This is a genomic window from Flagellimonas flava, assembly GCF_900129665.1.
In the GTDB taxonomy this organism is placed as follows: Bacteria; Bacteroidota; Bacteroidia; order Flavobacteriales; family Flavobacteriaceae; genus Flagellimonas; species Flagellimonas flava.
In genome coordinates this window covers 147,476-162,780 of the sequence record NZ_FQWL01000003.1, presented here as the reverse complement: position 1 = coordinate 162,780, position 15,305 = coordinate 147,476, and the positions used below count along the sequence as shown (strand labels likewise).

14 protein-coding genes are annotated in these 15,305 nt (G+C 42.7%); 9 read left to right on the top strand and 5 right to left on the bottom strand.

Translation table 11 applies throughout. The features are described 5' to 3' along the window. Nucleotides 1-74: 74 nt before the first annotated feature. On the top strand, nt 75-2,498 hold the full coding sequence (locus BUC10_RS10335) for a glycoside hydrolase family 3 C-terminal domain-containing protein (protein ID WP_073179238.1): 2,424 nt from the start codon (nt 75-77) through the stop codon (nt 2,496-2,498). Between the two features lie 41 nt (nt 2,499-2,539). Here BUC10_RS10335 and BUC10_RS10330 read toward each other — a convergent pair whose 3' ends face one another. The 5 genes from BUC10_RS10330 to BUC10_RS10310 all read right to left on the bottom strand — a co-directional run bounded on the left by BUC10_RS10330 (nt 2,540) and on the right by BUC10_RS10310 (nt 6,768). Continuing rightward, nucleotides 2,540-3,658: an NAD-dependent epimerase/dehydratase family protein gene (locus BUC10_RS10330; protein WP_084732618.1), complete on the bottom strand. Its 1,119-nt coding sequence runs from the start codon at nt 3,656-3,658 to the stop codon at nt 2,540-2,542. 21 nt (nt 3,659-3,679) lie between these two features. Continuing rightward, nucleotides 3,680-4,129, bottom strand: coding sequence for a nuclear transport factor 2 family protein (locus tag BUC10_RS10325; RefSeq protein WP_073179235.1), 450 nt, complete (start codon nt 4,127-4,129; stop codon nt 3,680-3,682). 91 nt (nt 4,130-4,220) lie between these two features. Beyond that, nucleotides 4,221-4,964: an FkbM family methyltransferase gene (locus tag BUC10_RS10320; protein ID WP_073179233.1), complete on the bottom strand. Its 744-nt coding sequence runs from the start codon at nt 4,962-4,964 to the stop codon at nt 4,221-4,223. Nucleotides 4,965-5,089: 125 nt separating this feature from the next. After that, a complete protein-coding gene (locus tag BUC10_RS10315) occupies nt 5,090-5,995 on the bottom strand; it encodes a universal stress protein (RefSeq protein ID WP_073179230.1) in 906 nt (301 codons plus the stop codon). 83 nt (nt 5,996-6,078) lie between these two features. Next, nucleotides 6,079-6,768 carry a Crp/Fnr family transcriptional regulator gene (locus BUC10_RS10310; RefSeq protein WP_073179228.1) on the bottom strand — a complete coding sequence of 230 codons (690 nt, stop codon included), beginning with the start codon at nt 6,766-6,768 and terminating at the stop codon, nt 6,079-6,081. Between the two features lie 119 nt (nt 6,769-6,887). Here BUC10_RS10310 and BUC10_RS10305 point away from each other — a divergent pair, with 119 nt between their 5' ends. The 8 genes from BUC10_RS10305 to BUC10_RS10270 all read left to right on the top strand — a co-directional run bounded on the left by BUC10_RS10305 (nt 6,888) and on the right by BUC10_RS10270 (nt 15,305). Further along, a complete protein-coding gene (locus tag BUC10_RS10305; RefSeq protein WP_073179226.1) occupies nt 6,888-9,284 on the top strand; it encodes a heavy metal translocating P-type ATPase in 2,397 nt (798 codons plus the stop codon). Continuing rightward, on the top strand, nt 9,278-9,724 hold the full coding sequence (locus tag BUC10_RS10300; protein ID WP_073179224.1) for a DoxX family membrane protein: 447 nt from the start codon (nt 9,278-9,280) through the stop codon (nt 9,722-9,724). Before BUC10_RS10305 ends, BUC10_RS10300 begins: the two co-directional genes overlap by 7 nt. Nucleotides 9,725-9,790: 66 nt before the next feature. Continuing rightward, a complete protein-coding gene (gene ccoS, locus BUC10_RS10295; protein ID WP_073179222.1) occupies nt 9,791-9,997 on the top strand; it encodes a cbb3-type cytochrome oxidase assembly protein CcoS in 207 nt (68 codons plus the stop codon). Between the two features lie 2 nt (nt 9,998-9,999). Beyond that, complete coding sequence (gene ccoN, locus BUC10_RS10290) at nt 10,000-12,204, top strand: cytochrome-c oxidase, cbb3-type subunit I (protein ID WP_073179220.1); 2,205 nt, start codon at nt 10,000-10,002, stop codon at nt 12,202-12,204. 12 nt (nt 12,205-12,216) lie between these two features. Next, complete coding sequence (locus BUC10_RS10285) at nt 12,217-12,402, top strand: cytochrome C oxidase subunit IV (protein WP_073179218.1); 186 nt, start codon at nt 12,217-12,219, stop codon at nt 12,400-12,402. Between the two features lie 4 nt (nt 12,403-12,406). Further along, entirely contained in the window at nt 12,407-13,357 is a 951-nt protein-coding gene (locus BUC10_RS10280) for a cbb3-type cytochrome c oxidase N-terminal domain-containing protein (protein WP_073179216.1), read from the top strand. Between the two features lie 69 nt (nt 13,358-13,426). Next, on the top strand, nt 13,427-14,836 hold the full coding sequence (gene ccoG, locus BUC10_RS10275; protein WP_073179214.1) for a cytochrome c oxidase accessory protein CcoG: 1,410 nt from the start codon (nt 13,427-13,429) through the stop codon (nt 14,834-14,836). A gap of 22 nt (nt 14,837-14,858) precedes the next feature. Further along, a complete protein-coding gene (locus BUC10_RS10270) occupies nt 14,859-15,305 on the top strand; it encodes a FixH family protein (RefSeq protein ID WP_073179212.1) in 447 nt (148 codons plus the stop codon).

Sequence of the window (15,305 nt, the reverse complement as noted above, 5' to 3'; positions counted from 1 at the left end):
ATAATAATTGTGGCAAGATGCCACATTCAAGAAAAATATCTATATTTGTGGCAACATGTCACAATTGATTTATCATGAAACGAATCCTTAAAATAACACTTATTCTTCTCTCTTCCCTAATTCTCTTGGCCGTTATTCTTGGTTTCTTGGGATATAACTATTTCAACTCCACTTTTTTGTCTTTTGAAGATGATTATGTTGAGCATGTACAACCCAAGAAGTTGACTTTGGATGGATACACTTTTTTGGACAGAAACGGTAATGGTGAACTAGATGTTTATGAAGATGATAGAAGGGCAACCAAGGAGCGGGTTGCCGATGTTTTATCACAAATGACCTTAGAAGAGAAAATCCATCTGTTAAAAGGCTCGGGTCTGGCATCCGCTATGGGGGCAGTTGAGCCGGGAGAGGGCATTCCCGGTGCTGTGGGAACCATAGTACCTACTCCGCGATTGGGGCTTCCGACCGTGTATTTATCTGATGGACCTGCCGGTCTTCGAATTGAACCGAAGAGAGAAGGAGAGGAGCGAACCTACTATTGCACCGCTTTTCCAATTGCCACATTATTGGCCTCTACTTGGAATGAGGAGTTGGTCCAAGAGGTGGGTAGCGCTATGGGTAATGAGGCCTTGGAGTATGGTATTGATGTGATTTTGGGTCCAGGGGCCAATATCCACAGGCATCCGTTGTGTGGACGAAATTTTGAGTACTACTCCGAAGACCCGGTACTTAGTGGATATATGGGTGCCGCCATAGTAAATGGTATAGAGTCAAACGGAGTGGGCACTTCTGTCAAACATTTTGTGGCCAACAATCAAGAAACAGAGCGCAACTTCAACGATGTGATCATTACCGATCGCGCATTGAGGGAGATTTACCTCAAAGGGTTTGAAATTATTGTAGAAAAAGCGCAACCTTGGACCCTAATGTCCTCCTACAACAAAATCAATGGAACCTATACCTCCGAAGATAAACAGTTGCTTACGGATATCCTTCGGGATGAATGGGGATTTGAAGGTTTGGTGATGACTGACTGGTTTGGTGGAAAAGATGCCGCAGCCCAAATTAAGGCTGGTAACGACTTGTTGGAACCAGGAACAAAAAAGCAATGGAAGGCCCTCACTGAAGCGCATGAAAATGGAGCCTTGCCCACGGCCGATATTGATCGGTCTGCAGCTAGAATTCTGCATTTGGTCTTTCAAACCAAGAAGATGCAGGACTACAAGTATGAGAACAATCCTGACTTGAAAGCACATGCGAACATCACAAGACAGTCGGCCACTGAAGGGATTGTGTTGCTGAAAAATGAAAATGCGCTTCCCATACAGATTGATGGGACGGTGGCGTTGCTTGGGGTAACCTCCTATGAATTTATTGCTGGGGGAACCGGCTCTGGAGATGTGAACGAGGCGTATACCATTTCATTGGAAGAAGGGCTTAAGAACGCTGGGTTCAAAATCAATTCCAAGGCAAAAGAACTTTTTGAAATACATAAAGCAGCCAATGAGGAGGCCTTTGTCAAACCAGAAGGTATAGATGCTATGTTCAATCCGTATAATCCTCCCCAACTGAACCTGACCAAGGAAGAACTGGACGAAATTGTTGCCACTTCGGATGTGGGTATCCTTACCATTGGAAGAAACGCCGGTGAAGGAGGTGACAGGGTTGAAGAGGATGATTTTTTGTTGACCGATTTGGAGCAGGAAATGATTGAGAGTACTAGCAAGGCCTTCCAAGAATCCGGAAAAAAATTAGTGGTGGTGCTAAATATTGGAGGGGTAATAGAGACAGCCTCATGGAAAGATAAGCCAGATGCTATTGTTCTGGCGTGGCAGGGGGGTCAGGAAGGTGGAAATTCAGTTGCAGATATCCTTAGTGGGCAAGTAAATCCTAGTGGTAAGTTGCCCATGACTTTTCCAGTGCACCTCCACGATCATGCATCCCATTCCGACTTCCCCCTTCAGGGAGGGCATCTGTCATTCTTTGGGTTGTTAAAGGGACTTATGTTTCCGCCAGAAGAGCGTCCTCAGGATGAAAAAGTACAAAATAGGGATTACACCCACTATGATGAGGGAATCTATGTAGGGTATCGCCATTTTGATAAGGCAAAACTAAGTGTTTCCTATCCTTTCGGTTATGGATTGTCGTATACTAATTTTGAATACTCCGATTTGAGCACAACGGTGGAAAATGATACCCTTAAAATCGCTTTTGCCGTTAAGAACATTGGACAGGTGCAAGGCAAAGAAGTGGTTCAATGCTATACTGAAAAACTAAACCCCATGATAGACCGTCCTATAAGGGAATTGAAAGCATTTGCCAAAACTACAAGCTTACAGCCAGAAGCTATAGATAGTCTTTCAATGGTAATCCCCTTAAAAGATTTGCGCTATTGGGATGAAGATAAAGGCAACTGGGCCTTGGAAAAGGGAGCTTATAAAATTAAGATCGGAGCTTCTTCCAGAGCCATGAAACTAGAGGCCGAAATTGAATTGTAATATTTGAGAATCAAAAGCCGGGTTTGGGCCGGTTTGAAAAATTAAGTGGTGGAATACTGTTTCCACATTTTTAAAAGTTCTAACTCCCTTTCCCGGGTAATTCCATTAAAAGGTCTGTCCTTGTCCAAACCGGGATCGGTGGTGGGCGATTTAAAGTGGTCATACCAGTTAAGGGCATTGTTGAAGGTCTCCCCCATAGCGGTGAAATTTAAACCGGATGCGACGGCTTTTTGGGAATTCATGGTATGGCGACCGGCTCGTCGGGTGCGAGGTTCCCATATGGGAAGATCTACTACGGGTCTGATTTGTTTTTCTTCTAAAAACTCCTTGTCCACCCAAATAAAGTTGGCTTTGTTTCCATAGTGGGCATTCACAGTATTCAAAAACTCTTGCCATTGCAAAGGTTCTTTCCTCGGTCCAATGGTATTATATAGTCCAAAGGCTTTGGATTCCAATGCGCGAATCGTGAATCGCCCCACATCATTCACATCAATGAACTGTAGAGGGTCTTTGCCATCTCCAGGTGCCAAAACGTCTCCTCCGTTTCTTATGCGCCAGAGCCAATAGACCAGAGTCCAACTTTCGTCTCGTTTTCCATGGATTCCCGGTGGGCGGGTAATCAAATGATTTTTCGGGAATACAGATGTGACCGCCGCCTCGCAGAGGACTTTGGATTGGTAATAGGACATTCCAGGAACATATTCTTCCACTTTATGGATTGGAGAACTTTCCGTAATCCCAGGAACGGTTTTATCGGAATAAACTGCTATAGATGAGGTAAAAGCATACGCATTAATTCTATCATGAAGGAGTTTAGTAGTTCGTTCCACCATACGCGGGTCGGCCGGCCAAGTATCAATAGCGTAGTCCCAAGTTCTATTGGTCTCAAGTGCGGACAAATTCTCCGAATCCAAATTACGGTCCCCAAGTAATTGTTCAACATTGGGGAATAGATTTGGATTTGTAATACCTCGATTAAAAAGTGTGACTTCATGTCCTGCCTGCAAGGCTGCATTTACAACGGCTGGCCCCAAATAGTTGGTGCCCCCCAAAACAAGAAGTTTAAGCGGTTTGGAATTCCCTGAACAGCCCAAAAGGGGCAACCCCGATAACAACAGGGAAGAGTACCCAACATTTTTTACAAAATTCCTTCTTTTCATGACAGAAATTTTAGGATTCCATTAATGGACTGATGAATCGTTGAATTGCCAAAGTACATTAACAATTTGCCATTTGCCATTAAGTTTCACAATGTGCATATAGTCGATCCAATCATCGGCGATGAGTTTTACGGAAGCTGTTTTATCAAAAACGTCCAAGATAATAACCTCTTTCTTGGGATTGGCCGGGAACCTATCTCCATTTTGGTTGTAGGTTTGGGCCAATAGCACCATTGCATCTGTAAAGGTTTCCCTCAAATACTCCTTCTGAGTGGCCTTATTGGTCCAAAAAGTGCGCTTTACCATTCTGGGATGGGCAGACCGTTCAAATTGCTCTGGCTTCACATTGTGTTGCGATTCAATATAGTCCAACGCGGCTTGTTTGATTTCCAGGGAATCCTTTGAGGTCTGGCCGTTCATAGAGCAAATGATAAGGAAGAAACCAATAATGTACAGGGTGTTTTTTGTCATGATGCTGGTATTTTGGTGTGCAGTAGCACTAAAATCCCAAAAAAAGAAACAACCCAGAAGGACTTTAGATCAGTTTTAGCAGTTGACTTGCCTATTTTTCCCAAATTTGGAAATGTCCATCCCTAACGATCAATTTGAAACCCAGAGCGGTCAAAATATCCTCACATTCCTGAGCTTCTTCTTGGGTAAGTATTCCTGCGAAAGGATGAATTTCAAAAAAGATTTGCTTGAAACCAGAAATACGCTCTTTAAAGTTTCGCAAAAGACTAAGTTCCCCACCTTCAATGTCCATGACCAGGGTGTCAAATTTAATGTTGTGCTTTTGCTCAAGTTCTTCAATAGTAAGACCGTTGACTTCGGTTTGCTTGGGTGTTTCCCTTTTGGTACTTCCACCAACTATAAGCCTATGGATGTAGAATGTATTCGATTTTTGATTTGAAACAATGGAATGCTCCACCTTAAACTTGCAATTGTTGGCATCCCTGTTCTTTGCTATCCACGGAATTAAGTTGGGATTGGCCTCTAGGCTGACCTGCATCTCCTTTTTTTCAAGGATATTGTTCACCAAGCACGACACGTACCCCAAGCATGCCCCAAGTTCCAATACATGTGCCTTGGGCGACAGGTGTTTTTTTAAGTATCTCGCCTCTTCCGTTTCATACAGGTTCAGTGCAAACCGCCCCCTAAATTTGAAAGTCGTCAAATCAAAGGGAATATGGAGAACTACTCCTGCATGTTTATAAGTTTTAGTGAACAGGCTAAAATATATACCGCCCACGAACAATCGAATTTTAAGTAGTCTCCGTTGTAATTTTTCCTGAATAATGTTTGCCATACCTGCTACCTACCATAATTGAAGAGTGGAACAACTCATTTAATGGTAATGCCATAAAGGTACCAAAACAGAATAAGGTACGAGATTGATTTTCTAAAAGAGGATTTTCACAACAAACAGGTAGCCTAGTGCTTAAGCACTTCCTCTACTTTGTTCGAATTGTTTGGCGAAACACCGTCCATGCCCAATTCAGGGATGACCAACAATGGAATTTGGGTATGGAACGCAGTGCGTTTTACAATAGGTTCCCGTGTCATTTGCTCCATATAACTGTGCTGATAATTTAACATGGCGAGCAAGTGGATGTTGAGTTCTTGGGAAAACACCTCCAAGGTTTGGGAAACTGAATTGAGCTCGGAAACAGTATGCACATAGTGCTCAGTCCCATTTAAGTACCTCCGTAACATGTTCAGGTTAAATTGTTGCAGTTCGGAGAGTGCCTTGATGCCATATTGTACGTGCACGATCCTAATGGTGGCATCGAACATTCTTGATAGTTCCAATAAAGGCTCAAGCTCAGAGTCAGAATAAAAACGGTTAAAGTCGGTGGCAAATGCAATTTCGGTTGGGGTAACGAACTCAAAATATTGTGGAATGGCCAAAATTGGACATTTTTTGGTGTTTTTGATAATGCGTACCGTATTACTGCCCATAAATACCTCTTCAATTCCAGATGCGCCTTTGGTGCCGGTTACTACCAAATGAATGCCAAAAGAATCCACAATGTCCTTGACTTCCTCGGTCAACAGATTAAAGGAAGAGACTGTCTCAAACCTATGATTGGGATTACGGTATTTGCTTTGGATACGCTCCACCGTTTTTCGGAGTCCTTCCTGTGAGGAATCGCGCACTGCATCAACAATACGGACCCCGTCAATCATTTTGGCCATAAACCTCCCGCTTGGAATAACGGGGGTATAGGTGTTGAGAAGATAGAAGGTGCATTCCTTGTTTCGGAACAACTGCATGGCATAATCAATGGCATTCCAAGCATTATCCGAGAAGTCTGTAGGTATTAAAATTTTCTGCATTTGGCTAAAAATAAAGACAGAATAAAATTAGCGCTATGCCAAGAGGGATTCTATGACAAATATCAGTTTTTGGAATGGAAGGTCTAGAATCCTTCTACTAGTTCCACTAACTTTCGTTCGTTTTTGATGCCAATTTTCTTACCGGAAGTATGTATAAGTCCCTTTTTCTTGAACTCAGAGATGATACGGATAGCAGACTCTGTAGCAGTGCCCACCACATTGGAAATATCCTCCCTGGATAGTGTTAGGGCCAGGAATCCCTGCTCATCCTCCCCAAAATTGTTTTTGAGATACAAAAAAGCTTCGGCGATACGCTGTTTTACCGTTTTTTGGGACATGTTTACAATAACATCATCCGCTTCCTTAAGGTCGTGGGCCATATGACGGAGCACTTCTAAGGTAAAGTCCGGATTCTTGTGTAAGGTGTTGGTGATACTTTCTTTGGGTATAAAACAGACTTCCATATCGCTAACGGCTATAGCAGATAGATTGGTAGATTCTTCGGCAATTACGGAACGCTGACCGATTACTTCGCCCTTGGTGGCCAATTTCACAATTTGATCTTTACCATTGGCGCTCAGTTTGGAAAGTTTGGAAACGCCATTTCGGACGCAAAACACACCATTGAGCTTATCGCCCTCATCAAAAAGAGGCTCGCCTTTTTTGATTGTTTTTGTGGTTTTGGAATCGGAAACTTTCTTTAATTCCTCCTTACTCATGGCCCTTAGGGCATTGAACTGCCTTATAATACAATTTTCACACCTACTCTCCATAACGTTTAGCTTTACCTGATGTCACAAAATTAGGCCTAAACAATTGAACAAGAACTGATAAATGTCATATTTTTTGAAAAGGATGCGTCCCAATTTTGTCATAGGTAAAGCAAATGTAAATGACAAACATGACATGTTATCATTGTGGTGATGACTGTGGCAGGGATAGGGTGCATTTCGATGACAAGGATTTCTGCTGCCATGGCTGCAAAACAGTCTATGAGATATTTACGTCACATGGATTGTCAACCTTTTATGATATTGAGGCAGGCGCAGGGACCACACCCAAAGAGGTAAGGCAGAAATACGATTTTCTGGATAATACTGAAATCGTGGAACGCTTGGTCGAATTTAATGAAGAAGGGGTGCAGGTCATCAATTTGAGTATACCTTCAATCCATTGTAGTTCCTGTATCTGGGTACTGGAAAATTTGAACAAACTACATCCCTCCATTTCCAATTCACAGGTGAACTTCCCTAAAAAAACACTCAGGGTAACCTATGCCACCGAAGGTTTTTCACTTAAGGGTTTGGTGCTGATGCTCAGCAGTATTGGCTATGAACCCTATATTTCTCTAGAAGAATTTGACAAAAAAGATAAAAGGACCGACCGTTCACTGATTTATAAATTGGGAGTGGCAGGTTTTGCATTCGGGAACGTAATGCTCTTGTCCTTTCCCGAATATTTTGAGGTAGAGGAGTTTTGGCTGGAACAATATAAACCGGTTTTTCGCTGGTTGATGTTTGCCTTTTCCCTGCCCGTAGTTTTTTATGCCTCACGGGATTACTTCGTTTCTGCCTTTAAGGGGATTCGCACCAAGCTGCTTAATATAGATGTCCCCATTGCCCTTGGAATTTTGACACTCTTTCTGAGAAGTACAGTGGATATATTTTTTGATTTAGGGTCAGGTTTTTTCGACAGTCTTACCGGATTGGTATTTTTTCTATTGCTAGGGAAATACTTTCAACAAAGGACCTACGCTTTCTTATCATTTGAAAGGGACTATAAATCGTACTTCCCAATTGCCGTAACAAAGCTGGAGCGAGACAAATCTGAAGAAAATGTACAGATATATAAGGTAAAAAAAGGTGATAAGCTCCTTATTAGAAGCAGTGAAATAATTCCTGTCGACTGTATCCTGATCAAAGGTACTGCCGAAATTGATTATAGTTTTGTGACAGGGGAATCCCATGCAGTATTTAAACATTCTGGCGAAAAACTGTTTGCGGGGGGAAAACAGCTTTCAGGTCCGTTGGAAGTCGAAGTGCTCAATTCGGTATCCCAGAGTTATCTTACCCAATTATGGGGCAATGCGGTTTTCTCCAAGGACAAGACGGGAGCGTTTCAAACCTTAACGGATAGCATAGGAAAAAGGTTTACCGCAGCTGTATTGACCATCGCTACCTTATCCACTGGTTTTTGGCTGTATTATGACGCTAGCATGGCGCTGAACGTCTTTACTGCGGTTTTGATTATTGCCTGTCCGTGCGCCATTGCCCTAGCGGCCCCATTTACATTAGGAAATATGCTTCGCATTTTTGGCAAACATAGGTTCTATTTAAAAAACACCAATGTTATTGAGCGCCTCGCTAAAATTGATACTGCGATTTTCGATAAAACGGGCACCTTGACCACCACACAAAAAGATACCATCATTTATGAAGGCGTGGAACTCACTCGGGAAGAAACCACCTTGCTCAAAACTACCCTGAGAGCTTCCAACCACCCTCTGAGTAGATCGTTGTATGGGCTGCTGAAATCCAATGAAATAATGACCTTGGACGAATTCGAAGAACATACTGGCCAAGGCATTCAAGGAAAGGCCAATGAACGTTCAATTCGAATTGGTTCTCCCTCCTATGTTGGACAACAAGGGGATGGTAAAGCGCAGGGTACTTCAGTTTATGTAAGTGCGGGCAAAGACTTCAAAGGAAAGTTCATCTTTAAAAACAGCTATAGGAACGGTATTCACGAATTGTTTGGAGCACTGGGGAAAACCATGCAACTGGGCATCCTGTCCGGGGACAATGATGGTGAGCGAAATCAACTGGAAAAAATACTTCCTGTTAAGACCCAATTGCTTTTTGACCAAAAACCGGAGGACAAGCTGAATCACATTAAAAGATTGCAATCCGAACACCGGGTGCTGATGGTGGGTGACGGATTAAACGATGCAGGGGCACTTGCCCAAAGTGATGTGGGTATTGCGGTTTCGGAAGATATCAATGTATTCTCACCGGCCTGTGATGGCATTTTGGACGCTACCAACCTAACGCAGCTTTCCAGTTTCGTGACTTTATCACGAAAATCAATTCATGTGATCAAGATGAGTTTTGTACTCTCGCTGTGCTATAATCTTGTGGGACTTTATTTCGCGGTAACGGGCCAATTACAGCCTGTAATTGCAGCTATTTTAATGCCCTTGAGCTCCATAAGTATTGTGCTTTTTACAACGGTAATGACAAACCTATTAGGAAGAAAACTAAGTCAACCCACAAAATCAGTACAATGGTAAAGAAGGTAATCTTGGGAATTCGGGAGTGGATAGTGCCAAATATGTTGGCCATAAGTATTGGGTTGGTATATCTCTGGTTTGGGAGCCTAAAGTTTTTCCCAAACATGAGCCCAGCGGAGAATCTAGCCAAGGGGACAATCCATCAATTGACATTCGGTTTTTTATCGGAAGGATTGGCCATCAATTTATTGGCACTATGGGAGGTGGCCGTAGGACTCCTTCTGATTTTGAACCTATGGCAACGAAAAGTGGTGTTGATCGCTTTGGTGCACATGGTCTTCACCTTCACCCCTTTGGTATTGTTTCCCCTGGACTCTTTTCAACAACCTCCATGGGTACCAACATTGCTCGGTCAGTATATAGGCAAGAACCTCATTATTGTGGCGGCATTGCTAACGCTGCTCAAAGAAGATTATAGGAATAGAATGATTAATAAATAAAAGCTGATATATGTCATTTTTTTGGCAAGACCCTAACAGTAGTTTTACACCATAATTCAGGTAGGTATGAGTGTTATATATGTGTTATTGGCCATAAGTATCACCGTTGCATTGATATTTTTTGCCGCCTTCGTATTCTCCGTTAAAAACGGACAATACGACGATGCCTATACCCCGTCGGTCCGCATGTTGTTTGATGATGAGGTAAAGCCTGATATGGACCAATCCGAACCCAAAAAAGAAATCACACAAACTAAAAGATCAAACCAATAAATATGGAAATACAACAGTTTCGCTACGATAACAAAATCGTACAAAAGTTTTTATACGCCACCATGCTTTGGGGCGTTGTTGGGATGCTGGTGGGACTTCTGCTGGCCTTTATGTTTTTGTTTCCCAACATTACTGATGGCATTTCATGGCTCAGTTTTGGACGTCTACGCCCCTTGCATACCAATGCAGTGATTTTCGCCTTTGTGGGGAACGCCATCTTTGCAGGGGTCTATTACTCCACCCAGCGTTTGCTTAAAACCCGGATGTTCAGTGACGCACTGAGCAATATTAATTTCTGGGGTTGGCAGCTGATCATTGTGGCCGCTGCAATTACATTGCCATTGGGGTATACCACATCCAAGGAATACGCAGAATTGGAATGGCCCATAGATTTGGCCATTGCCGTGGTCTGGGTAGTTTTCGGATGGAACCTTATCGCTACAATTCTGAAACGTAGACAACGACACCTCTATGTGGCCATTTGGTTTTACCTCGCCACCTTTGTAACCGTTGCCGTGCTTCACATTTTCAACAGCTTGGAACTCCCGGTTTCCGCCTTAAAAAGTTATTCGGTATACGCTGGGGTACAAGATGCCCTGGTACAATGGTGGTATGGACATAATGCCGTGGCCTTCTTTTTAACTACTCCCTTTTTGGGATTGATGTACTACTTTGTACCGAAGGCGGCCAATAGACCGATTTATTCGTATCGACTATCCATAGTCCACTTTTGGTCCTTGATTTTCATTTATATCTGGGCCGGACCACACCACTTGCTTTACTCTGCACTACCGGATTGGGCCCAAAATCTTGGGGTGGTATTCTCCGTGATGTTGATAGCTCCATCTTGGGGAGGTATGATCAATGGACTTCTCACCCTTAGAGGGGTTTGGGATAAGGTACGCAGTGATGCAACGCTTAAATTCATGGTCGTTGCGATTACGGGTTACGGTATGGCCACTTTTGAAGGCCCAATGCTGTCCTTGAAAAATGTAAATGCAATAGCCCACTTTAGCGACTGGATTATTGCCCACGTACACGTAGGCGCCCTGGCATGGAATGGATTCCTCACCTTCGGGATGATTTATTGGTTGGTTCCCAAGATGTTTAAAACCACACTTCACTCCAAGGGATTGGCAAATTTCCATTTCTGGATAGGCACCTTGGGTATTATTCTATATGCCCTTCCAATGTATGTTGCTGGGTTTACACAAGCCTTGATGTGGAAAGACTTTAACCCGGACGGAACCTTGGTCTATGGTAACTTTTTGGAAACAGTTACACAAATTATCCCAATGTACTGGATGAGGGCCATAGGTGGTAGTATGTTCATTTTAGGGATGCTGATAATGGTCTATAATGTAATCGTTACCATTAGAAAAGGAAGCAAGGTTGAGGATGAGCTGGCAGAAGCACCTGCTTTGACAAGGGTTTCTAAAAGACGTGTGGCCGGGGAAACCTTCCACAACTGGTTGGAAAGAAGACCTGTGCAGCTTACCATTTTGGCCACCGTAGCCATTTTAATAGGGGGGATTATTCAAATTGTCCCTACCATCTTGGTGAAATCCAATATTCCTACAATAACGAGCGTCAAACCCTATACCCCCTTGGAATTGGAAGGTCGTGACCTTTACATTAGAGAAGGTTGTGTGGGATGTCACTCCCAAATGATCAGACCTTTTAGAAGCGAAGTAGAACGTTACGGAGAGTATGCCAAAGCTGGTGAGTTTGTGTATGATCACCCATTCCTTTGGGGAAGTAAGCGTACCGGACCAGATTTGCTTCGTATAGGTGGAAAATATTCGGACAACTGGCATTTGAATCATATGTACGATCCACAAAGTACTTCTGCTGGATCCATCATGCCGGCGTACCAATGGCTGGTGAGAAACCAGCATGACCGCAGTGGTGTGGAAAGCAAAATGGAAGCTATGGTAAAACTTGGCGTACCCTATTCAGATGAGGACATTGCCAATGCCCAGCAATCCATGGCTACCCAAGCTGAGACTATCGAGAAGAACCTGTACACAGATCCAGAATTTGCCAAGACTTATGAGGCGGATAAGAAATACGCCCAAGAAAATGGTGAGGATTTTGTGGAAATGCGAAACCGTGAAATCGTGGCACTGATAGCTTATCTGCAACGTTTGGGCACGGATATCAAAGTACAGGAGACCGAGGAATTATTATCACAGAACAAAGAATAAAAAGCTGAAAAGATGTTGAAATTCGTAAAAAACCATATGGAAAGTATCGATGGAATAGCAAGCTATCCCATGATATCATTGATGATCTTCTTTGTGTTTTTTGTTTTGTTGTTTTGGTGGGTTTTCACGGCAACCAAAGAACATATCAAAGAGATGGGCGAACTGCCTTTAGATAACGATCAACCTAACAAACTATAGTATTATGAGCACAAGAACACCTTGGTGGATTCGTATCCCGGTATTATTCTTTTTAATCTTCGGATTAATGGAATACTTTATAGACTCAGGAGACAAACCCGCAATTATTGAATATCCAATAACCCAGTTCTTTCTGTTATTGGTGTTGATGATCTTGATTGCAATAGAGCTTATTCTAAAGTCCATTGAAAATGTAATGTTCCAAACCCTTTCAGAGGAAGCAAAAGAGAAATATTTAGCGGAAAAGGAAAGGAAAAGGGAATGGACATGGGCCAAAAATATGTACAGACGCCTGACCAAAAGTCGGGAGATTGAAAGGGAAAGCGAAATTATCATGGACCATAATTATGATGGAATCCGTGAACTGGACAACGTATTACCTCCCTGGTGGGTGTACCTATTTTATGGTACCATTGTATTTGCAGTAGTTTATCTCGTGCGTTTTCATATCATGGGAGATTACGATCAGGCCTTGGAATACGAACAGGAAGTAGCGGCAGCAAAAATAGCTATCGAAGAATATAAAAAGACCGCCAAGGATTTGGTGGATGTAAATACCGTGGAATTTCTATCCGAGGCTTCCGATTTAAGTGCTGGAGAAAAGATATTCACCACAAACTGTGTAGCCTGTCACATGGCTGATGGTGGGGGTGGAATTGGCCCCAACCTTACCGATGAATATTGGATTCTTGGTGGGGGTATTAAGAATGTTTTCAACACCATATCTGAAGGAGGTCGCGATGGAAAGGGAATGGTGGCATGGAAACAAAGTTTAAAACCGGCCGAGATTGCCCAGGTGGCCAGTTATGTACTGACGATGGGAGGAACAACTCCTGCAAATCCAAAGGCAGCTGAGGGAGAGATTTGGATTGATCCCGATGCTCCGGAAGAGGAAGGGAGCGAAGAAGCACCTATGGAGCAGGTCTCAGACTCCACAGATGTGGCCATGAACTAACTTTAATTAATTGCCTCCCCGTAAAATTCGGGGAGGTGTCCAAAGGACAGAGGGGTAAACAAAATTGCGATGGAGGAAAATTTTAGGGATTCCATAGGTACTATAACTGATGACGGTAAGAGAGCATGGATCTATCCCAAAAAGCCAAGTGGGAATTTCTACAAGTATCGTAAATATGTAAGCTATGCCTTATTGCTTTTCTTGTTTGCTTCGCCGTTTATCAAGATAAGGGGGCACCAGTTTTTACTGTTTAATGTGGTGGACAGGAGGTTTAATATTTTTGGATTTCCCTTTTGGCCACAGGATTTTCACCTCGTGGTGATTTCCATGATTATCGGGGTGATTTTTATCGCACTGTTCACAGTGGCGTACGGGCGCATATTTTGTGGATGGATATGCCCGCAGACCATTTTTATGGAAATGGTGTTCCGAAGAATTGAATATTGGATTGATGGGGACAGGGGTGCGCAGCAACGGTTGAAAAAATCGCCCTGGAACCGAAAAAAAATCTGGAAACGATCATTGAAATTGACCCTGTTTTTTATCATTTCCTTCCTCATAGCTAATGTGTTTTTAGCCTATTTGATTGGGAGCGATAAACTGATAAGATATGTAATTGATGGCCCTATGGCTCATTTGGGCACCATGGTTCCCTTATTGATTTTTACTGGGGTCTTCTATTTTGTCTTTGCATGGTTCAGGGAACAGGTATGCATCATAGCATGCCCTTACGGAAGATTACAAGGTGTACTGCTGGATGATAAATCCATTGTGGTGGCCTATGACCATAAACGTGGGGAAGGAGAAAGCGGAAGGAAAAAATTTCGGAAAAACGAAGATCGGGAAGTGCTGGGTCATGGAGACTGTATTGATTGTTTCCAATGCGTAAATGTATGTCCCACGGGAATAGATATTCGAAACGGAACCCAGCTGGAATGTGTGAACTGTACGGCCTGTATTGATGAATGCGACCATATTATGGAGAGTATCCAAAAGCCCAAAGGTCTAATACGGTATGCGAGCGAGGAAGAAATCAACAAGAAAACAAAGTTCAAGTTCACGCCCCGCATGAAAGGCTATACTGCTGTGCTGGCTATACTGACAGGGATTTTGATTGGGATGCTGTTCTTGAGAAATGAGTTGGAAGCCAATATTTTGAGATTGCCAGGTCAGTTGTATGAGCGAAAGGAAAACAATATGATTAGCAATGTATATACCTATAAGCTAGTGAACAAGACCACTAAGGATGTACAAGATGTGAGTTTCAAGTTACTTTCACATAAGGGACAGATCAAACTCGTTTCCATGGACCGTTTTGTAGTGCCGGCAGAAGAATTGGCAGAGGGAACGTTGTTTATAGAGATTAATGCATCAGCCCTAACAGGTGATAAGGATAAATTGAAGATTGGAGTGTACAGTGGTGAGAAATTGATAGAGACCACGGTAACCCAATTCTTGGCACCAAGAAGTTATAATTAACAATTGGCATAAAACTGAAAAAATGAAAATAAACTGGGGAACGGGAATTGTACTGGCGTTTGTGGCTTTCATCAGCTTCATACTTTATTTTGTAGTACGGATGAGTATGGATGATAGTGCCAACCATGATTTGGTGACCGATGATTATTACAAGCAAGAATTGGCCTATCAGAACGAAATAGACGCTTCCAATTCGGCTTCCAAAATGAATGCCAAATTGAAAATCAAGAAAACTGTGGACGGATTGACAGTGGTTTTTCCAAAACAGTTCGATCCTAAAAAAATAAAAGGATTAGTGTCCCTTTACAGACCGTCCAACAAGCATTTGGATATAGACTTTCCTATAAGTTTGTCCAATACACATTTGCTCATACCTGACAATAGCTTGGTGGGCGGTCGCTGGGACATTACTGTAAAGTGGACGTATGAAGGTAAAACCTTTTTGCATAAAGAAAAACTGACCTATTAA